Here is a 19,175-nt window from a genome sequence, read left to right on the forward strand (position 1 = left end):
CGCTACCGGGGTTCCAGTTCTGTTCCCGACCGCTGGAAGGCTAATGGCGGGATAACGCAGGGTAAAGGGTTCGGCATTGTCGGTTCAACGTACTTGATCTGTGCATGACCTCTCCGGTGTGATGCGCGAAGACCACTCCGAGATCACTTCGTGAGACTCCGAACCACAGGGGGATCCATGCAGATAGCCCGCACCGGGCGGGGCGTCGCGGCTGCCACGTCGGTCGCCGCCCTCGCGGCCACCGCGCTCACGGCCGCCGCGCCCGTCGCCGCACCGCACACCCTCGCGGTACCGGCCGTCGTCGGGCACACCCTGGCGCACCGCGTGAGCAGCCCGCTCTCCGACGCGCAGTGCCAGGCCAAGTGGCAGATCAACTGCTACACCCCGCTCCAGTACCGCACCGCGTACGACCTGAACGCCCTCTACCGCAAGGGCGTCACGGGCAAGGGGCGCACCATCGTCATCGTCGACTCGTACGGTTCGCCTACCGTCCAGCACGACCTCGACGTCTACAGCAGGCAGTTCGGGCTGCCCAGCACCAAGGTGAAGGTCGTCAAGTGGGGGCACGTCCCCGCCTTCGACCCCAAGAACTCCGACATGACCGGCTGGGCCGGCGAGACCACCCTGGACGTGGAGATGGCGCACGCGGTGGCGCCCGCCGCGAAGATCGTCGTCGTCGAGACGGCCGTCTCCGAGACCGAGGGCACCACCGGTCTGCCGGAGATGATGGACGCCGAGAAGTACATGATCGACCACGGTGTCGGCGACGTCATCAGCCAGAGCTTCGGCGCCACCGAGAACACCTTCCCCGGCTTCGCCAAGGGCGACTTCTCCAGCATCAAGAAGCTGCGGTACGCCTTCCAGGACGCCAACCGCAAGCACGTCACCGTGCTCGCCGCCTCCGGCGACGGCGGCGCCACCGACCTCCAGGCGGACGGCAAGACGTACTACAAGAAGCGCGTCAACTCCTGGCCCTCGTCCGACCCGTTGGTCACCTCCGTCGGCGGCACCCAGCTCCACCTGGACGACAAGGGCAACCGCGTCAAGCCGGACAGCGTATACAACGACTACGGTTCCGGCGGCGGCGGCCAGTCCCACGTGTTCACCCGCCCGTCCTTCCAGAACGGCGTGAAGAAGGTGGTCGGCACCCGCCGCGGCACCCCGGACATCTCGATGTCCGCCGCGGTCAACGGCGGCGCCTGGATCTACTCCAGCTTCGACCCGACCGCCACCGGCTGGGACGTCAGCGGCGGCACCAGCGAGGCCACCCCGCTCTTCGCGGGCATCGTCGCCCTCGCCGACCAGGCCGCCGGCCACCGGCTGGGCAACATCCAGAAGCGGCTGTACGACCTCTCCTCCTACCGTTCCAAGATCACCGGCATCGTGGACGTCAACGACGGCACGGACAACAGCTACCAGGGCGTGACCGGCTACAAGGCGGTCAACGGCTACGACCTCGCCACCGGCGTCGGCACCGTGGACGCCCTGCGCTTCGTCCCGGCCCTCGTCAAGCAGAAGCCCTGATCCCACCGGCACCACACGGACGACGGCCCGGGTCCCGCACCCGGGCCATCTCCGTTCCGGGGGCGGCAGTCGGGGGCGCCGGGAACCAACGCCGGGACGTTGAGAAAGCGGGACCTCCGCCGGGGAGGCGACACCCCGTGCCTTGGCCGCGCCCGCGACGTCCGACCGTCAACTCGACCGGGCGGTAAGGGGCATAGCCCTCCGCGACGAGGTTCCACTCGCCGACGCCGTCCTCGCCCCGGGCGCCCAGGACGACCCGGCCGTCGCGGAAGCGGAGCCGGCGCAGGACACAGGTCTTCTCCAGGGCGGTGCGGTCGAGCCGGTGGCCGAGCTCGGCGGTCGCCTTGAGGACCCGCTGCCGGGTGCGCTCGCCGGGACCGGGCACGCCCCGCAGCACCAGGGGACCGAGGCCGTCGACGGACCGACACGGGTGGCGACGTCCTCCCGTCGGGGGCGCGCCGACCGGTGACGCCCGCCGGGACGACGGTGCCCGGCTCGCGCCTGTGGAGGCACGGTAGCAACTGCGAAGATCTGGTGAAGTCCCGGCCGTGGGGCGCCCGTTGTCCACTCCCCGCTTCCGTCTCTCCGCGACCCCGGCGCGTCGCCCCCGGCCGGTCGCCCCCCAACTCCCGCCCTGCTGGCCTGACCTGGTAGAACGGTCACTCGCCGGGCGTCGCCGGGCAGTGTGCGGAACGGCCCCCAACTGACGCGTTGTCCATACGTCTTGACGTATCCGGCCGCTACGCGTTTGCTTCGTTCACACCATCGGTTGCGCATGACGCTCCCCCCACCCGGAAGGCGCCTGATGTGAGCGTTCCCATCCTCCGCGGGATCCCCCTGCCCCGCCTCGCGATCACCCTGGCCGCCTCCGCGTCCGCCCTCGCGCTCAGCGCGTGCGGCGTCGTCGACGGCATCGGCGGGAGCGGCGACTCCGCGTCCGTGAAGAAGGGCGACGACATCACGGTCGGGCTGCTCCTGCCCGACAAGGACACCGCACGGTTCGAGAACTTCGACCGCCCCATCATCGAGAAGGAGGTCGCCTCCCTCACCCACGGCAAGGGCAAGGTCGACTACGCCAACGCCGAGGCGAGCCCGGCCACCCAGAGCCGGCAGCTCCGGCAGATGGTGGACCGGAAGGCCGACGTCATCCTGGTCGACGCGGTGGACGCCAAGGCCATCGCACCGGACGTCCGGAAGGCGAAGGCCGCCGGCATCCCCGTCATCGCCTACGACCGGCTCGCACAGGGCCCGATCGACGCGTACGTCTCGCACGACAACGAACTCGTCGGCGAGGTCCAGGGCCGCGCCATCCTCGGTGCGCTCGGCGACAGGGCGGCGACCAGCGAGGTCGTCATGATGAACGGCGACCCCGCGGACCCGAACACGGCGAGTTTCAAGAAGGGCGCCCTCGGCGAGCTGAAGAACAAGGTCCGCATCGCCGAGGAGTACGACACCGACAAGTGGTCGCCCGCGGACGCCGGGGCGAACATGAAGAAGGCGATCCGGGCCGTCGGCCTGAAGAACATCGCCGCCGTCTACTCGGCCAACGACGGGATGGCCGGCGCCGTCATCGACGCGCTCAAGGCGGCGGGCGCCACCACGATTCCCCCGGTGACCGGGCAGGACGCGAACCTGGACGCGGTGCAGCGGGTCGTCTCGGGCGAGCAGTACATGACCGTGTACAAGTCGTTCCTGGACGAGGCCACCGACGCCGCGCAGATGGCGGTGTACAAGGTGCAGGGGCGCGACATCCAGTACGACGCGCTGGCCCAGGACAAGGTCGACAGCCCGACCGAGAAGGACGTCCCCGCGACGCTCGTGCCGGTGGTCGCCCTCACGAAGAGCAACATCGAGGACACGGTGATCGCGGACGGCGTCTACACCGTCGCCCAGATCTGCACCCCGAAGTACCGGTCGGCGTGTGCGGCGATCGGGCTGAAGGCGTGACAGCGCCCCATGACGGGCGTGGGGAACCGCGCGATCAGCCACGACGGCGCCGCGGACGAACGACGCCGCTCGGCCGCTATGGGGCCGCCGCCAGGAACTCCACCACGGCCAGGACGAACAGCAGGCACAGGGCCGTGCCGACCACCACCCAGCCGGTGGGGAAGGGCCACAGCAGGTAGACCAGCACCGCCACGGCGACCAGGACCCAGGTGATCCAGGCGCGGTAGCGGTGGACGAAGGGGCCGACCGGCCCGGTGCGCAGCCCGGCGTGGTCGGCGGTGCCCCGTACCGCGCCGATCCCGGACGTCCACAGGCCCCGGACCAGCCCGGCGTACCGGCCGGGGCCGGAGAGCCAGGCGGCCAGGGCGACGACGACGGCCAGGGCCACCACCATGCGCACGCCGGTGCGCAGGAAGTGGGTCAGCGCGTCGTAGACGGCGGCCGCCGCGCCCGGGGAGACGCCCGCGGGCAGCCGGTCCAGGTAGAACACGCGGAACACGCGCAGCCCGATGCCGAGCAGCCCGGTGGTGACGGCGACCGCGAGGCAGCCCGCCACCAGCGCCCGGCGCCGCCGGACCGCGAGCAGTACCCCGGCGGCGACCAGCAGTACGGCCAGCACGGGCAGCCAGTCCCCGGCGAGCTGCAGCAGCCGCACGTAGGTCTTGACCTTGCCGACCTGGTCGGACCTGACGAGGGTGAAGTCGGTGTGCACGGCGGGGATGTGCTCGGCGGGGGTCAGCCCGGCGTCGACGAGGCGCTGCTTGACCTGGTCCACGATGGGGCCGATGTCGAGGGTGACGCTGTCGTCCGTCAGCTGCACCGCGCCGCCGCCGCTGCCGGTGAGGGCCTTGTCGAGGCTGCTGTGGATCCGGCGGTTGGCGTCGGTCCAGACGGTCCGGAACGCGTCGGACGCGGCGACCTCGCGGGCCTTGTCGTGGACGAAGCTGCGGACGGCCCCTTCGAGCGCGTCGCCGAGTCTGCCGCCCAGCGCCTGCTGCAGACGGGGCCGGTCCGCGGGGGCCACGTCGGCTAGCAGGGCGGGCAGGTCGAGGCGGGACATGAGGGCGTCGGTGGCCCGGTTGGCCACGGCGTTCTGCACGTCGGCGTTCGAGGCGAGCGGGGCGACCGTGCTGACGTAACGGTCGGTGTCGCCCACCTGGTCGGCCGCCCACGAGGCGACCACGGCGAGCGGGGCGAGCAGGCAGCCGAGGACGATCAGGACGACGGCGAGCAGGGACCTGACGTGGTGCCGGGGCGGCCGGGCCCGTTCGCTCTCCAGGGCCGCGACCCGGGCCCGCAGCTCCCGCACGTCGTCGGACCGGTCCCCGGCACCGCCGTCGTGCGCGTTGTCCTCCGCCACCCGTACCTCCCGCTCGATCCGGCCCTTCTGTCAGCCGAACCGCCGCGGCGCGCGCACGCGAGCAGGAGAGGGCCGTCCGGGGGACGCAGGCGGCCGACCGGCCCCCGGGGAAACCAGAACGCCCCCCGAGCCACAGGGGGCTCGGGGGGCGTTCCGCGTCCGAAGGGGCTACTTCACCGGCTCCGGCTCCGGCTCGCTCTCCTGCTCCGCGGCGCCCGCCGGGTCGACCGGGGTCTTCACCGAGTCGAGGAGCAGCTGGGCCACGTCGACGACGGTGATGGACTCCTTGGCCTTGCCTTCGTTCTTCTTGCCGTTGACCGAGTCGGTGAGCATGACCAGGCAGAACGGGCAGGCGGTGGAGACGATGTCCGGGTTCAACGAAAGAGCTTCGTCGACGCGCTCGTTGTTGATGCGCTTGCCGATCCGCTCCTCCATCCACATCCGCGCGCCGCCGGCGCCGCAGCAGAAGCCGCGCTCCTTGTGGCGGTGCATCTCCTCGTTCCTGAGGCCCGGGACGTTGGCGATGATCTCGCGCGGGGGCGTGTAGATCTTGTTGTGGCGGCCCAGGTAGCAGGGGTCGTGGTAGGTGATGATGCCCTCGACCGGGGTGACCGGGACCAGCTTGCCCTCGTCCACCAGGTGCTGGAGCAGCTGGGTGTGGTGGATGACCTCGTAGTCGCCGCCGAGCTGCGGGTACTCGTTGCCGATGGTGTTGAGGCAGTGCGGGCAGGTGGCGACGATCTTCTTGGCCGATTTCGGCTTCTTCGTCGACTCGTCCTCGTCATCCTCGCCGAACGCCATGTTCAGCGCGGCGACGTTCTCCATGCCGAGCTCCTGGAAGAGGGGCTCGTTGCCCAGGCGGCGGGCGGAGTCGCCGGTGCACTTCTCGTCGCCGCCCATGATCGCGAACTTGACGCCCGCGATGTGCAGCAGCTCGGCGAAGGCCTTGGTGGTCTTCTTGGCGCGGTCCTCCAGGGAGCCCGCGCAGCCGACCCAGTACAGGTACTCGACCTCGGTGAGGTCCTCGATGTCCTTGCCGACGACCGGGACCTCGAAGTCGACCTCCTTGAGCCACTCCAGGCGCTGCTTCTTGGCCAGGCCCCAGGGGTTGCCCTTCTTCTCCAGGTTCTTGAGCATCGTGCCCGCCTCGGACGGGAACGCGGACTCGATCATCACCTGGTAGCGGCGCATGTCGACGATGTGGTCGACGTGCTCGATGTCGACGGGGCACTGCTCGACGCAGGCGCCGCAGGTGGTGCAGGACCACAGCACGTCCGGGTCGATGACGCCGTTCTCCTCGGCGGTGCCGATCAGCGGCCGCTCGGCCTCGGCGAGAGCCGCGGCGGGCACCTGGGCGAGCTGCTCCTCGGAGCCCTTCTCCTCGCCCTCGGCGGTCTTGCCGCCGCCGGCCAGCAGGTAGGGCGCCTTGGCGTGCGCGTTGTCCCGCAGGGACATGATCAGCAGCTTCGGGGAGAGCGGCTTGCCGGTGTTCCAGGCCGGGCACTGCGACTGGCAGCGACCGCACTCGGTGCAGGTCGAGAAGTCGAGCAGGCCCTTCCAGGAGAACTGCTCCACCTGGGAGACGCCGAAGACGTCGTCCTCGCCCGGGTCGGTGAAGTCGATCGGCTTGCCGCCCGAGGTCATCGGGAGCAGCGCGCCCAGCGAGGTCTCACCCGTCGCGTTCCGCTTGAACCAGATGTTCGGGAAGGCGAGGAAGCGGTGCCAGGCGACGCCCATGTCGGTCTTGAGGGCGACCACGATCATCCAGATGAAGGAGGTCGCGATCTTCAGGCCGGCGAAGAAGTAGGTGAGGTTCTGGAGCGTGGAGAGGTCCATGCCCCGGAACCAGGACACCACCGGGTACGAGATGAAGAACGACGCCTCGTAGGAGTCCACGTGGTGCTGGGCGCCCTCCAGCGCGTGCAGCGTGAAGATGCAGACGCCGACGATCAGGATGACCGTCTCGACGAAGTACGCCTGGCCGAAGTTGGAGCCGGCGAACCGGGACTTGCGGCCGGGCCGGTTCGGCTTGCTCAGCTGGCGGATCGCGATCAGCACCAGGATGCCGAGCACCGTCATGGTGCCGATGAACTCGACGAAGACGTTGTACGGCGCCCAGTCGCCGATGACCGGCAGGATCCAGTCGGCCTGGAACAGCTGGCCGACGGCGTTGACGATCGTCAGCAGGAGGGAGAAGAAGCCGACCGCGACGAACCAGTGCGCCACGCCGACGATGCCCCAGCGGTTCATCCGGGTGTGGCCGAGGAACTCCCTGACCACCGTGACGGTCCGCTGGACGGGCTCGTCGGTACGGGTGCCGGCGGGCACGTTCTGGCCGAGCCGCATGAAGTTGTAGATCTGCAGGACGGCGCGGGCGAACAACGCCACGCCAACCACGATCAGAACCAGCGACACGATGATCGCGGCGAGTTGCATGGGGGCTCCTCGGGCCTGCGAGGGGTGGTCTCTTCGGGTCTCTTCTCAGAGGGTTCCCGAAATTACTAAGCGGTAACTTATGCAGTCCGTTCGAGACTACCCGCATCTTTACTCGCACTGTAGCCAGGTGCGGGGTGATCTGGATCGCTGAGGTCTGCCTGGGCGGTACGCCCCAACCCGATCGTGTTATTCGTACAGAATTGTTACATGTAGGTCTAATTTGGACCCGTGCTCTACGGGATCGCCGCCGCCACCACCGCCTTCCTGCTCGCCGCCTTCCTCGCCGCGCTGATCCGCCCGTGTGCCCTGCGGCTCGGGCTCGTCGACCGGCGGCGGGCCCGGCGGGTGCCCGCGCTGGGCGGCCTCGCCGTGGTCGGCGCCACCTGCCTGGTCGCGTTCGCCGGCGACTGGACCGGCGTCGCCCCGCTCGGCACCGGCGTCGGGGAGCTGGTGGCCGCCGGGGGAGCCGTGGCGCTGCTCGGGGTGGTAGCCGACGTGTGGCGGCTGAAGACGCGGTTCCTGCTGTTCGGCACGGCGGTGGCGGCCGCGTGCGTGGTGCCGTACGGCGAGTTCGGGATCGTCGGCGGGGTGCTCGGCGCGGGCTGGATCGCCTTCGTCGCCGTCGCCTTCAAGGGGCTCGACCACGCGGACGGGCTGGCCGGGACCGTCGGGGTGGTGACCGCCTTCGGGGTCGGGGCCTGTGCCGCCGCCGAGGTGATGGACGGGCTCGCCGTACTGCTGAGCGTGCTCGCGGCCGCGCTCACCGGGTTCCTGCTCCACAACTGGGCTCCCGCGCGGATCGCCCTCGGCGCCACCGGCTCGCTGTTCACCGGGTTCGTGCTGGCCGCGGCCGCGCTGGTCACGCGGTCCGGGTACGACCCGGCGGCCAGCGCGGGCGTGCTGTTCGCGCTCACCGCCGTGGCGAGCGCCGACGTCCTGCTCGTCGTGCTGTCACGGCTCCTCGCCGGACGCCCGGTGCTGCGGCGCGGGCCCGACCATCTCGCGCACCGGCTGCGGCGGCTCGGGCTCACCTCGCAGCGGGCAACCGTGGTCCTCGGTGCCGCGTCCTTCGCCGGGGTGCTCGTCGCGGTGCTCGTGCACGGCGGCTGGGTCGGCCGGACCGGCGCCACCTGCGTCGCCTGCGTCACCTTCAGCATCGTGCTGCTACTCCTTCGGGTGCCGGTGTACGGGCCCCGTAACGCCGTATCGACGCAGGTCAGCGGGCACTTGCGTGTAAGGAACGGATAAGACTTGAGTCCGCTCCACTCAGGTCTGTTGACCCAGGGCGAGGCTTCATGCACACTTGAGTCCGTTCCACTCAAGTCAGCTGGAGGAAATCACCATGGCACGTGCGGTCGGCATCGACCTGGGCACGACTAACTCCGTCGTCAGCGTTCTTGAAGGCGGCGAGCCCACCGTCATCACCAACGCCGAGGGTGCCCGGACCACGCCGTCCGTCGTCGCCTTCGCGAAGAACGGCGAGGTTCTGGTCGGCGAGGTCGCCAAGCGACAGGCGGTCACCAACGTGGACCGGACCATCCGGTCCGTGAAGCGCCACATGGGCACCGACTGGAAGATCCAGCTGGACGGGAAGGACTTCAACCCCCAGCAGATCTCCGCGTTCATCCTGCAGAAGCTCAAGCGGGACGCCGAGGCCTACCTGGGCGAGAAGGTGACCGACGCGGTCATCACCGTCCCGGCCTACTTCAACGACTCCGAGCGCCAGGCGACGAAGGAGGCCGGCGAGATCGCCGGTCTGAACGTCCTGCGCATCGTGAACGAGCCCACCGCGGCGGCGCTGGCGTACGGCCTCGACAAGGACGACCAGACGATCCTCGTCTTCGACCTCGGTGGCGGCACCTTCGACGTGTCCCTCCTGGAGATCGGCGACGGCGTCGTCGAGGTGAAGGCCACCAACGGCGACAACCACCTCGGTGGTGACGACTGGGACCAGCGCGTCGTCGACTACCTGGTCAAGCAGTTCGCGTCCGGCCACGGCGTGGACCTCGGCAAGGACAAGATGGCCCTCCAGCGCCTCCGCGAGGCCGCCGAGAAGGCCAAGATCGAGCTGTCCTCCTCCACGGAGACCTCGATCAACCTGCCCTACATCACCGCCTCCGCCGAGGGCCCCCTGCACCTCGACGAGAAGCTCACCCGCGCCCAGTTCCAGCAGCTGACCGCGGACCTGCTGGAGCGCTGCAAGACGCCGTTCCACAACGTCATCAAGGACGCCGGCATCCAGCTCGGCGAGATCGACCACGTCGTCCTCGTCGGCGGCTCCACCCGTATGCCCGCCGTCGCCGAGCTCGTCAAGGAGCTGACCGGCGGCAAGGAGGCCAACAAGGGTGTGAACCCGGACGAGGTCGTCGCCATCGGCGCCTCGCTCCAGGCCGGTGTGCTCAAGGGTGAGGTCAAGGACGTCCTGCTCCTCGACGTGACCCCGCTGTCCCTCGGTATCGAGACCAAGGGCGGCATCATGACCAAGCTCATCGAGCGGAACACGACGATCCCGACCAAGCGGTCCGAGATCTTCACCACCGCCGAGGACAACCAGCCCTCCGTCCAGATCCAGGTCTACCAGGGCGAGCGCGAGATCGCGGCGTACAACAAGAAGCTCGGCATGTTCGAGCTGACCGGTCTGCCGCCGGCCCCGCGCGGTGTCCCGCAGATCGAGGTCTCCTTCGACATCGACGCCAACGGCATCATGCACGTGACCGCGAAGGACCTGGGCACGGGCAAGGAGCAGAAGATGACCGTCACCGGCGGCTCCTCGCTGCCGAAGGACGAGGTCGACCGCATGCGCCAGGAGGCCGAGCAGTACGCGGAGGAGGACCACCGCCGCCGCGAGGCCGCCGAGACCCGCAACCAGGGCGAGCAGCTCGTCTACCAGACCGAGAAGTTCCTCAAGGACAACGAGGACAAGGTCCCGGGCGAGATCAAGACCGAGGTCGAGGCCGCGGTCGAGGAGCTCAAGGAGAAGCTCAAGGGCGAGGACACCGCCGAGATCCGCACCGCCACGGAGAAGGTCGCGGCCGTCTCCCAGAAGCTGGGCCAGGCCATGTACGCCGACGCCCAGGCCTCGCAGGCCGCGGCCGGCGGTGCCCCCGCCGGTGACGCCGACGACGTGGTGGACGCCGAGATCGTCGACGACGAGCGCAAGGACGGTGCCGCGTGACGGAGGAGACCCCGGGCTTCGAGGAGAAGCCCGACGTCCCCTCCGGCGCCACCCCCGACGACGCCGAGCCGAAGGCCGCTCCCGCACAGGGGGCGGCCCCGGCCGGGGACTCAAGCGCACAGCTGGCCGGTCTGACCGCGCAGCTGGACCAGGTACGCACCGCGCTCGGCGAGCGCACCGCGGACCTCCAGCGCCTCCAGGCCGAGTACCAGAACTACCGCCGCCGGGTGGAGCGCGACCGGATCACGGTCCGGGAGATCGCCATCGCGAACCTCCTGACCGAACTCCTGCCCGTGCTCGACGACATCGGCCGCGCCCGGGAACACGGCGAACTGGTCGGCGGTTTCAAGTCGGTGGCCGAGTCGCTGGAGACGGTCGCGGCGAAGATGGGCCTGCAGCAGTTCGGCAAGGAGGGCGAGCCCTTCGACCCGACGATCCACGAGGCGCTGATGCACAGCTACGCGCCGGACGTCACCGAGACGACGTGCGTGGCCATCCTGCAGCCCGGGTATCGCATCGGCGAGCGCACCATCCGCCCCGCGCGGGTGGCGGTCGCCGAACCGCAGCCGGGAGCGACGGCGGTGAAGGCCGAGGGGACCGACGAGGCCCCGGCGGCCGGGGACGAGAAGGACAACGGCCCTGAGGAGGGCTGACGTCGTAGGTAACACGTGGAAGGAGGGGCGTCGGGGATGAGCACCAAGGACTTCATCGAGAAGGACTACTACAAGGTCCTCGGCGTCCCCAAGGACGCCACCGAGGCCGAGATCAAGAAGGCGTACCGGAAGCTCGCCCGCGAGTTCCACCCGGACGCCAACAAGGGCAACGCCAAGGCCGAGGAGCGCTTCAAGGAGATCTCCGAGGCGAACGACATACTCGGCGACCCCAAGAAGCGCAAGGAGTACGACGAGGCACGCGCCCTCTTCGGCAACGGCGGCTTCCGCCCCGGGCCGGGCGCGGGCGGCGGCAACTTCAACTTCGACCTGGGCGACCTCTTCGGAGGCGGCGCCCAGGGCGGCGGCTTCGGCGGGGGCGGCGGCGGCTTCAGTGACGTCCTGGGGGGCCTGTTCAACCGGGGTGGGGGCGCCGGCGCGCGCACCCAGCCCAGGCGCGGCCAGGACATCGAGTCCGAGGTCACGCTCAGTTTCACGGAGGCCATCGAGGGCGCCACGGTCCCGCTGCGGATGTCCTCGCAGGCCCCCTGCAAGGCCTGTTCGGGCACCGGCGACGCGAACGGCACCCCGCGGGTGTGCCCGACCTGTGTCGGCACCGGCCAGGTGGCACGGGGATCCGGCGGCGGCTTCTCGCTGACCGACCCCTGCCCGGACTGCAAGGGCCGCGGCCTGATCGCGGAGAACCCCTGCCCCGACTGCAAGGGCAGCGGGCGCGCCAAGTCGTCCCGGACCATGCAGGTCCGCATCCCCGCCGGGGTGACCGACGGCCAGCGCATCCGGCTGCGCGGCAAGGGCGCACCGGGCGAACGCGGCGGCCCCGCGGGCGACCTGTACGTCATGGTGCACGTGGACACCCACCCGGTGTTCGGCCGCAAGGACGACAACCTCACGGTGACCGTGCCGGTGACCTTCACCGAGGCGGCGCTCGGCGGCGAGGTCAGGGTCCCGACCCTGGGCGGCCCGCCGGTCACCCTCAAGCTGCCCCCGGGCACGCCCAACGGCCGCACCATGCGCGCCCGTGGCAAGGGCGCGGTCCGCAAGGACGGCACCCGCGGCGACCTCCTGGTCACCGTCGAGGTGAGTGTCCCGAAGGACCTGTCGGGGAATGCTCGTGACGCACTGGAGGCGTATCGCGAGGCGACCGCGGGCGAGGACCCGCGTGCCGAGCTGTTCGAGGCCGCGAAGGGAGCATGACAGAGATGGACGGCCGTCGACGTAACCCGTATGAACTGACCGAGGAGACCCCGGTCTACGTCATCTCGGTGGCGGCCCAGCTCTCCGGCCTGCACCCGCAGACGCTGCGCCAGTACGACCGCCTCGGTCTGGTCTCCCCCGACCGCACGGCCGGGCGCGGCCGCCGCTACTCGGCCCGCGACATCGAACTGCTCCGCCAGGTGCAGGCGCTGTCGCAGGACGAGGGCATCAACCTGGCCGGCATCAAGCGCATCATCGAACTGGAGAACCAGGTCATAGCGCTCCAGCAGCGCGTCGCCGAACTCCAGGCGGCGGTCGACGGCGCGGCGGCCGCGATGCAGCAGCGGGAAGCGGCGGTCCACGCGTCGTACCGCCGCGACCTGGTGCCGTACCAGGAGGTGCAGCAGACCAGCGCGCTGGTGGTGTGGCGGCCGAAGAAGGCCAAGGACTAGCGGCAGTTGTGCGAAGAAGGGCCCCGGCCGCAGGCCGGGGCCCTTCTCGTGGCTACGGCTCCAGGATCGCCCAGTCCGCGCCGGGCGCCGACTCCGTGCCGTCGGCGTACAGCGCGGTCACCCAGTAGTAGTGGGTGGTGCCGCGGGCGGCCGTGGCGTCGTCGTACGAGCGGTCGGCCGTGGCCGCCAGCTTCTCGTACCTCTGCGTCGCCGGGTTCCAGCGGTAGACCTGGTAGCCGGTCGCCGCGTCGACCGCGTTCCACGCGAGGTGGACGCCGCCCGAGTCGGGGGTGTCCGCCGTCAGGGTCAGCGGGGAGCCCTCCGGGGTGGCCACCGACGGGGTCAGGTCCAGCTCGTCGACGGCGACCGCGCTCACCGGCCCCAGCCACCGGCTGGAGTTGCCCGCGGTGTCGATCGCGTCCACCCAGTAGCAGGCGTGATCCCCGTCCGGCAGCCGCACGTCCCGGTAGTGCGAGGTGGACGGGGACAGCCAGGCCCACTCCGAGCCGGAGCAGACCTGCTCCTCGCCCTCCTCGCCGAGGACCGTGCCCCGGTAGACCGCGTACCGCTTCAGGTCGGGCTCGGTGTTGTCGGCCCAGTCCAGCTCGATGCCGTACTCGGTGGCCGTCGCGGTCAGGCCGGTCACCTGGGCGGGCGGCTTGTCCGACTCCAGCGTGGTGACGGTCGCGGTGTCGGAGAGCGGGGACACCTGCGGCCACTGCACGTTCGCCACCGCGTAGTGGTACGTCGTGCCCTCCTCGGCCGAGAAGTCGCCGCAGCTGTACCGGCGGGACCCGTCGGAGAGGGTGGTGTAGCTGGTCGTACAGGTCACCCACTGCGCCGTCGAGGTGTCCACGGGCAGCGTCGTCGAGCGGTAGACGCGGAACTCGCCGTACGGGGTGTCCTCGGCCTTCATCGTCCACTGGAGGGTCGCGCTGCCGATGCCCGCGGTCGCCGTGAGTCCGCGGGGTGCGGCCAGCGGGCGGGTCACCGCCTTGAGGTCGGTGAACGGCGACAGGTGGCCCGAGCCGTCCACGGCCGCGACCCGGTACTTGACGGTCTCGCCCCGGGTGAGCGTGTCGTCGGTGAGGCTCACCGTGTAGGCGAGGTCCCAGGACTTGGTGACGACGCCGTAGAAGTCGGTCCGCTCCACCCGGTACTTCACCGCGGCGTGCACCCCCGACCAGCTCAGTTCGGCGCCCGTGCCGGTGGCCGAGGCGGTGAACCGGGCGGGCGTCTGCAGCACGGTGCTGGTGACCAGGGCGTCGGCCGTGCCGGTCGACTCGTTGCCGGCCCTGTCGTAGGCGCGGATCTCGTAGTAGTAGAGGTCGCCGGTCGCGGGCGGAGCGTCGGTCAGGGACGTCGACGTCGTCGTCCCCGCCTTCGTCCAGCTGGTGCTGGAGCGCAGCCGCCGGTAGACGCGGTATCCGGCGAGGTCCATCTCCCGGTTCTTCGTCCAGCTCAGCTTCGTCGTGTTGGCGTTGCCGTCGTAGGACACCAGCGGATCCAGCGGGGTGAGGGGCTTGACCTTGTCGACGCCGGCGGAAGTGCGGGGTGTGTAGGTGAACTTGACCTTGGCGGCGCCGGTCCAGTTGGCGTAGTCGATCCGCAGGGTGTGCTTGCCCTTGGGGACGGTGACGTTGACGGTCTTGCTCACCGTCTTCGTCGTGTTCTTCCAGAGGTCGACCTTGCGGACGCCGTCGAGGTAGACCCGGATCCCGTCGAGGCCGGAGGCGGTGAGGGCGAAGGGTCCGCCGGAGCCGAAGTCGCGGGTCACGCTCCAGCGGACGCCGAAGTTGTCCTTCGGGAGCCCGGACGCGGGGGCGCCGCTCCAGCTCTCGCTGATCGCGGAGTCGCAGTCCGTCCTCTTCGGGGTGCCCTTGAAGGTGGTGTTCGCGAAGAACTGCCGTTTGAAGACGGGAGAGGCACAGCTCGTGGCCGCCGAGGCGGTGGACACGGCGACGGTGGTGAGAAGGCCGGCCGTGATGGCCAGCACCGCGGCCGTCGCCTGCAGGGTGGTCTTCATCAGGTGGTCAGGCTCCGCTCGGCAGGGACACACTGGCGTCCACGTTGCTGAAGGTCTCCGAGCCGTCGGGAGCGACGACCGAGAGCAGGTAGTAGACGGTGGTGCCGTGCGGCACGGTGGTGTCGGTGTAGTGGGTGGCGGTGGGAGCCAGCGGTACGTCCGTCACCCGGACGTAGGCGCTCGTCGCGGGGTCCCAGCGGTACACGTTGATGCCGGCGGCCTCCGTGGCCACCGAGTCCGCGCAGTCGATGTACATGCCGCCCTCGTAGCCGAGGGCGGTGTAGGTGGTCAGCGAGCAGTCCGCGGTGTCCTCGGGGACGGTGGTGGGCCTGAGGTCGAGTTCGGTGGCCGTGACCCGGGAGACGGCGCCGTCCCAGTAGGCGCCGGTGAAATCGGGGTAATTGCCGTAGATATCCGCCGGGATGACGACGTACTCGTGCGACTCGCCGTCGGCCGCCTCCGGACCGACCACGAACTCGGAGGTGCCGGCGGGCACCGTGCCCAGGTAGTCGGGCGTGCAGCAGGAGAAGTACTCCCAGACCTGGTACTCCTTCAGGTCCGCCGCCGTGCTGTCGTCCCAGTCCAGCTTGAAGCCGTACTCCAGGGGCTGCGCGGTCAGGTTGGCCACCGGAGGCGGCGCGATCTCGTCTCCCGGGCGGGTGACGGTCATGTCGGCGGAGCCGGTGGACCAGCGGCCGGCGGTGTTCTGCCGGATCATCACGTAGTGGTACGTGGTGCCCTGGTCGCCGTCGTAGTCGACGCAGGAGCGGACCGTGTTGCCGGCCGCGTCCGTGCTCTTCTTGCGGCTGCGGCAGTCGGTGAGGTTGTCGTTGGTGAGCTCCACCGGGGAGGTCGTGGAGCGGTAGACGTCGTAGTCGGCGGTGTCGCCGCCCGCCGCCTCGGTCCAGGTGAACGTCACGCCGTAGCTGGGCACGGTCGCCGTCACGTTCTGCGGCGGCAGGATGGACCGGGTGCTGCGCACCACGTTGGAGGCGCGGGCGTTCCTGGCCGCGTCGAGGGCGCTGACCTTGTAGTCGTAGGCCCGGCCGTAGGACGCCCTGGTGTCCGAGTAGCTCGTGCCGGCGGTCTCGGCGATCTCGGTGTACGAGGTCTCCGACGCCGACTTGCGGAAGACCTTGTAGGTCGCGGCGTCCGCGGGGGCCGTCCAGGAGAGGTCGTTGGAGGCCTCGACGGCGGAGGCGGTGAGGACCGGGGCGGCGGGGGCGGTCCAGTCGTAGGAGGTGACCAGCTGGTCTTCGGAACCGGCCGACTCGTTGCCCGCCTTGTCGTAGGCGCGTACTTCGTAGTAGTACGACTGCCCGGTGGGCGGCGGCTGGTCGCCGGCAGTGCGCCGGGCGGGCGTGGTGGCGGCCACCCGGGTCCAGCTGCCGGACCCCTTCAGCCGCCGGTAGACGCGGTATCCGGCGAGGTCCATCTCCTTGTTGGCGGACCAGGTGAGCTCGGCGTACGCCGTCTCCCCGTCGGGGATGTAGTCGGCCGAGGCACCGGTCGGCGCGAGCGGCTTGACCTTGTCGACGCCGGCGGAAGTGCGGGGTGTGTAGGTGAACTTGACCTTGGCGGCGCCGGTCCAGTTGGCGTAGTCGATCCGCAGGGTGTGCTTGCCCTTGGGGACGGTGACGTTGACGGTCTTGCTCACCGTCTTCGTCGTGTTCTTCCAGAGGTCGACCTTGCGGACGCCGTCGAGGTAGACCCGGATCCCGTCGAGGCCGGAGGCGGTGAGGGCGAAGGGTCCGCCGGAGCCGAAGTCGCGGGTCACGCTCCAGCGGACGCCGAAGTTGTCCTTCGGGAGCCCGGACGCGGGGGCGCCGCTCCAGCTCTCGCTGATCGCGGAGTCGCAGTCCGTCCTCTTCGGGGTGCCCTTGAAGGTGGTGTTCGCGAAGAACTGCCGTTTGAAGACGGGAGAGGCACAGCTCGTCGCGGCCGAGGCGGTCACGACGGCGCCGCCGAGCAGGGTGCCGGCGGTGGCGAGCACCACGGCGGCGACCGCGGCGCTTCTGGCTGGGTTCATTCGTTCCTCTGATCGGATCGACACGGCGGGGACGGCCGTTGCCGATGTCGACTCATGAGGAAACGACTTGGTTGTACTGATCTTTGCCTGCCCATGAACTCCCTTTGGATGGAGGGTCCGTAAAGGGTGTTTGGAGGTGATTCCGCGGAGCCTTCACAGTTGCAGCGGAGCGTGCTGTTGCGCACTCGTTAAGTAGTTCCGCTTGACGTCGGGTGTGGCGTACGCGTTGGCTTTTCAGACATCTGGGTCGCAAAGCAGCCCACGTCCGGAACGCACCTGAAGTGAGCCCCCGTATGCGTCGTATAGCCATGTTTGTGGCCGCGTCCACGATGACCCTTTCGCTTGCCGGCTGCGGCGTGCTCAACGCGACAGGATCGTCGACGTCCGCGACCCCGACGAAGGGCAACGACATCACGGTGGGCGTGCTGATGCCGGACAAGATCAACACCCGGTACGCCAACTTCGACGAACCGATCATGGCGGCGAAGATCGCCGAGCTCACCAACAAGCAGGGCAAGGTCGACTACCAGAACGCCGCGTCGTCCGCCTCCACGCAGGCGACGCAGATGCAGAAGATGATCGACGACAAGGTCGACGTGATCATCCTGGACGCCGTCGACGCGCACGCCATCGCGGGCACGGTGAAGAAGGCCAAGGCCGCGGGTATCCCGGTCATCGCCTACGACCGCCTCGCCGAGGGCCCGATCGACGCCTACGTCTCCTTCGACAACGAGCTGGTGGGCGAGGTCCAGGCCCGCACCCTCCTGGAGGCGCTCGGCAGCAACGTCGACACCTCCGACAAGGTCATCATGATCAACGGCTCGCCGACCGACCCGAACGCCAAGCAGTTCAAGACGGGCGCCATGTCCGAGCTGAACGGCAAGGTGACGACCGCGGGCTACTCGTACGACACCAAGGACTGGAACCCGGACATCGCCGAGAAGGAGGTCACCAAGGCGATCGACCTGCTCGGCAAGGACAACGTCGCCGCGGTCTACTCCGCCAACGACGCGATGGCGGGCGGCGTCGTCAAGGCCCTCAAGGCGGCGGGCGTCACCACCATGCCGCCGATCACCGGCCAGGACGCGGACCTCGACGCCATCCAGCGGATCCTCAACGGCGAGCAGTACATGACGGTCTACAAGCCGTACCCGGACGAGGCCGAGGCTGCCGCCCAGATGGCCGTCTACAAGGTGCAGGGCAAGGACATCCAGTTCGACGCGCTCACCCAGGACACCGTCGACAGCCCGACCAACAAGGACATCCCGTCCCAGCTGGTGCAGGTCAGCGCCGTGACCAAGAGCAAGATCAAGGACACCGTCGTCGCCGACGGCATCTACAAGATCTCGCAGATCTGCACGGCCGCGTACAAGACCGCTTGCGCGGAGGCGGGCCTCAAGTAAGCCCTGCCCAAGGGGCGGGCGGGGGTGGGGCGCTTACCGGCGCCGGCAGGGTGCCTCCCCCAGCCGAAGGCTGGGGGAGGCACCCTGCGACCAGCCCCCGCGCGCCCGCAGACGACTACGCGACCCTCGTGAACTCCACCGTCACCTCCGGCGTCCCTCCCGGCACCCCCCGGTAGATCCCCTTGTGCGGCGTGACGTCGTCGTAGTCCCGACCCCGCCCCACCACCACGTGGTCCTCCCCGGCCCGCACCCGGTTCGTCGGGTCGTACCCGCACCAGTCGCCGGCCCAGTACTCGATCCACGCGTGGCTCTGCCCGGCGACGGGCCGGTTCAGCTCGGCCTCCCGCTCCGGGTGCAGGTACCCGGAGACGTACCGGGCCGGCAGCCCCAGCCCCCGCAGCAGGGCGATGGTGAGGTGGGTGATGTCCTGGCAGACACCCGCGCGCTGGGCCCACGCCTCCGCGGGGGAGGTGTTCACGCCGGTCGCGCCCGGCAGGTAGGTCACGCGGTCCGCGACCAGCCCCGAGACGGCCATCGCGGCCTCGTGCGGGCCCAGCCCCTCCGCGGCGCCCAGCGCCTTCCGCACCAGCTTCTTCGGCACCGACGTACGTCCCGTCGGGTTCACGAACTCCAGCAGCCGCGACCCCGCCGCCCGTTCGGCCAGCTCCGCCCACTCCGGTGCGGCCGGCAGCGGGCCCGGCGCCGCCGTCTCCACCAGGCTGGACGCGGTGATCGTCAGGTCCTCGTGGGGCTCCAGGAGGTCGAAGCCGGTGACCTGGGTGCCCCAGTAGTCCCAGTACGACCAGACGGCGGTCGCCGGCTGCACCGTGACCCGCGCGTCCAGCGTGGTCTGCCCCGGCAGGGTCAGCGGGGTCATCCGGACCTCGTTGTGCGAGGAGGCCGCGGGCTGCGCGTAGGAGACCCGGGTGGTGTGCCGGATCCGGAGGCGACGAGCCAT

At 70.0% G+C, this 19,175-nt stretch carries 14 protein-coding genes; 9 read left to right on the plus strand and 5 right to left on the minus strand.

Annotated elements, in window-relative coordinates; genetic code table 11:
- Positions 1-177 precede the first annotated feature (177 nt).
- The 3 genes from ACZ4UV_RS27790 (at position 178) to ACZ4UV_RS27800 (ending at position 3,471) form a co-directional block, all read left to right on the plus strand.
- Positions 178-1,524 (plus strand): S53 family peptidase, encoded by a 1,347-nt coding sequence (locus ACZ4UV_RS27790; RefSeq protein WP_451020778.1) that lies wholly within the window; start codon positions 178-180, stop codon positions 1,522-1,524.
- A 142-nt stretch (positions 1,525-1,666) separates the two neighbouring features.
- Positions 1,667-1,993, plus strand: a complete 327-nt coding sequence (locus tag ACZ4UV_RS27795) for a hypothetical protein (protein ID WP_451020783.1) — start codon at positions 1,667-1,669, stop codon at positions 1,991-1,993.
- 338 nt (positions 1,994-2,331) lie between these two features.
- A complete protein-coding gene (locus tag ACZ4UV_RS27800) occupies positions 2,332-3,471 on the plus strand; it encodes a sugar ABC transporter substrate-binding protein (RefSeq protein WP_467841485.1) in 1,140 nt (379 codons plus the stop codon).
- Between the two features lie 76 nt (positions 3,472-3,547).
- On the opposite strand, the gene ACZ4UV_RS27805 is transcribed toward ACZ4UV_RS27800, so the two are convergent.
- Both ACZ4UV_RS27805 and ACZ4UV_RS27810 read right to left on the minus strand, forming a co-directional pair.
- Positions 3,548-4,831 (minus strand): hypothetical protein, encoded by a 1,284-nt coding sequence (locus tag ACZ4UV_RS27805; RefSeq protein WP_467841488.1) that lies wholly within the window; start codon positions 4,829-4,831, stop codon positions 3,548-3,550.
- Positions 4,832-4,999: 168 nt separating this feature from the next.
- Positions 5,000-7,267: a heterodisulfide reductase-related iron-sulfur binding cluster gene (locus ACZ4UV_RS27810; protein WP_390048700.1), complete on the minus strand. Its 2,268-nt coding sequence runs from the start codon at positions 7,265-7,267 to the stop codon at positions 5,000-5,002.
- A gap of 228 nt (positions 7,268-7,495) precedes the next feature.
- Between ACZ4UV_RS27810 and ACZ4UV_RS27815 the strand changes: the two genes are divergently transcribed.
- The 5 genes from ACZ4UV_RS27815 to ACZ4UV_RS27835 all read left to right on the plus strand — a co-directional run bounded on the left by ACZ4UV_RS27815 (position 7,496) and on the right by ACZ4UV_RS27835 (position 12,759).
- Positions 7,496-8,515 (plus strand): MraY family glycosyltransferase, encoded by a 1,020-nt coding sequence (locus ACZ4UV_RS27815; protein ID WP_351496353.1) that lies wholly within the window; start codon positions 7,496-7,498, stop codon positions 8,513-8,515.
- 94 nt (positions 8,516-8,609) lie between these two features.
- Positions 8,610-10,442 (plus strand): molecular chaperone DnaK, encoded by a 1,833-nt coding sequence (dnaK, locus tag ACZ4UV_RS27820; RefSeq protein ID WP_390048696.1) that lies wholly within the window; start codon positions 8,610-8,612, stop codon positions 10,440-10,442.
- On the plus strand, positions 10,439-11,095 hold the full coding sequence (grpE, locus tag ACZ4UV_RS27825) for a nucleotide exchange factor GrpE (protein ID WP_451021092.1): 657 nt from the start codon (positions 10,439-10,441) through the stop codon (positions 11,093-11,095). Before dnaK ends, grpE begins: the two co-directional genes overlap by 4 nt.
- A gap of 36 nt (positions 11,096-11,131) precedes the next feature.
- Positions 11,132-12,307, plus strand: a complete 1,176-nt coding sequence (gene dnaJ / locus ACZ4UV_RS27830) for a molecular chaperone DnaJ (protein ID WP_451021093.1) — start codon at positions 11,132-11,134, stop codon at positions 12,305-12,307.
- 5 nt (positions 12,308-12,312) lie between these two features.
- Entirely contained in the window at positions 12,313-12,759 is a 447-nt protein-coding gene (locus tag ACZ4UV_RS27835) for a heat shock protein transcriptional repressor HspR (RefSeq protein ID WP_089100113.1), read from the plus strand.
- A gap of 52 nt (positions 12,760-12,811) precedes the next feature.
- Here the strand turns inward: ACZ4UV_RS27835 and ACZ4UV_RS27840 are convergent, their stop codons facing one another.
- The gene (locus ACZ4UV_RS27840; protein WP_467841494.1) at positions 12,812-14,785 is read right to left on the minus strand and encodes a PA14 domain-containing protein; all 1,974 of its coding nucleotides are present in this window, start codon (positions 14,783-14,785) and stop codon (positions 12,812-12,814) included.
- Between the two features lie 7 nt (positions 14,786-14,792).
- The gene (locus tag ACZ4UV_RS27845; protein WP_451021095.1) at positions 14,793-16,814 is read right to left on the minus strand and encodes a PA14 domain-containing protein; all 2,022 of its coding nucleotides are present in this window, start codon (positions 16,812-16,814) and stop codon (positions 14,793-14,795) included.
- Positions 16,815-17,107: 293 nt separating this feature from the next.
- Between ACZ4UV_RS27845 and ACZ4UV_RS27850 the strand changes: the two genes are divergently transcribed.
- Positions 17,108-18,217: a sugar ABC transporter substrate-binding protein gene (locus ACZ4UV_RS27850; protein ID WP_451021096.1), complete on the plus strand. Its 1,110-nt coding sequence runs from the start codon at positions 17,108-17,110 to the stop codon at positions 18,215-18,217.
- 115 nt (positions 18,218-18,332) lie between these two features.
- Here the strand turns inward: ACZ4UV_RS27850 and ACZ4UV_RS27855 are convergent, their stop codons facing one another.
- Positions 18,333-19,175 carry a transglutaminase family protein gene (locus ACZ4UV_RS27855; protein ID WP_390048686.1) on the minus strand — a complete coding sequence of 281 codons (843 nt, stop codon included), beginning with the start codon at positions 19,173-19,175 and terminating at the stop codon, positions 18,333-18,335.

Source organism: Streptomyces sp. NPDC028289 (assembly GCF_055565975.1).

What these genes read in the sequence shown, in the direction of transcription:
- ACZ4UV_RS27790 (WP_451020778.1), top strand. Translation starts at nt 178, where the DNA reads ATGCAGATAGCCCGCACCGGGCGGGGCGTCGCGGCTGCCACGTCGGTC.
- ACZ4UV_RS27810 (WP_390048700.1), bottom strand. Translation starts at nt 7,267, where the DNA reads ATGCAACTCGCCGCGATCATCGTGTCGCTGGTTCTGATCGTGGTTGGC.
- dnaK (WP_390048696.1), top strand. Translation starts at nt 8,610, where the DNA reads ATGGCACGTGCGGTCGGCATCGACCTGGGCACGACTAACTCCGTCGTC.
- dnaJ (WP_451021093.1), top strand. Translation starts at nt 11,132, where the DNA reads ATGAGCACCAAGGACTTCATCGAGAAGGACTACTACAAGGTCCTCGGC.
- ACZ4UV_RS27835 (WP_089100113.1), top strand. Translation starts at nt 12,313, where the DNA reads ATGGACGGCCGTCGACGTAACCCGTATGAACTGACCGAGGAGACCCCG.
- ACZ4UV_RS27840 (WP_467841494.1), bottom strand. Translation starts at nt 14,785, where the DNA reads ATGAAGACCACCCTGCAGGCGACGGCCGCGGTGCTGGCCATCACGGCC.
- ACZ4UV_RS27845 (WP_451021095.1), bottom strand. Translation starts at nt 16,814, where the DNA reads ATGAACCCAGCCAGAAGCGCCGCGGTCGCCGCCGTGGTGCTCGCCACC.
- ACZ4UV_RS27850 (WP_451021096.1), top strand. Translation starts at nt 17,108, where the DNA reads ATGCGTCGTATAGCCATGTTTGTGGCCGCGTCCACGATGACCCTTTCG.
- ACZ4UV_RS27855 (WP_390048686.1), bottom strand. Translation starts at nt 19,175, where the DNA reads ATGGCTCGTCGCCTCCGGATCCGGCACACCACCCGGGTCTCCTACGCG.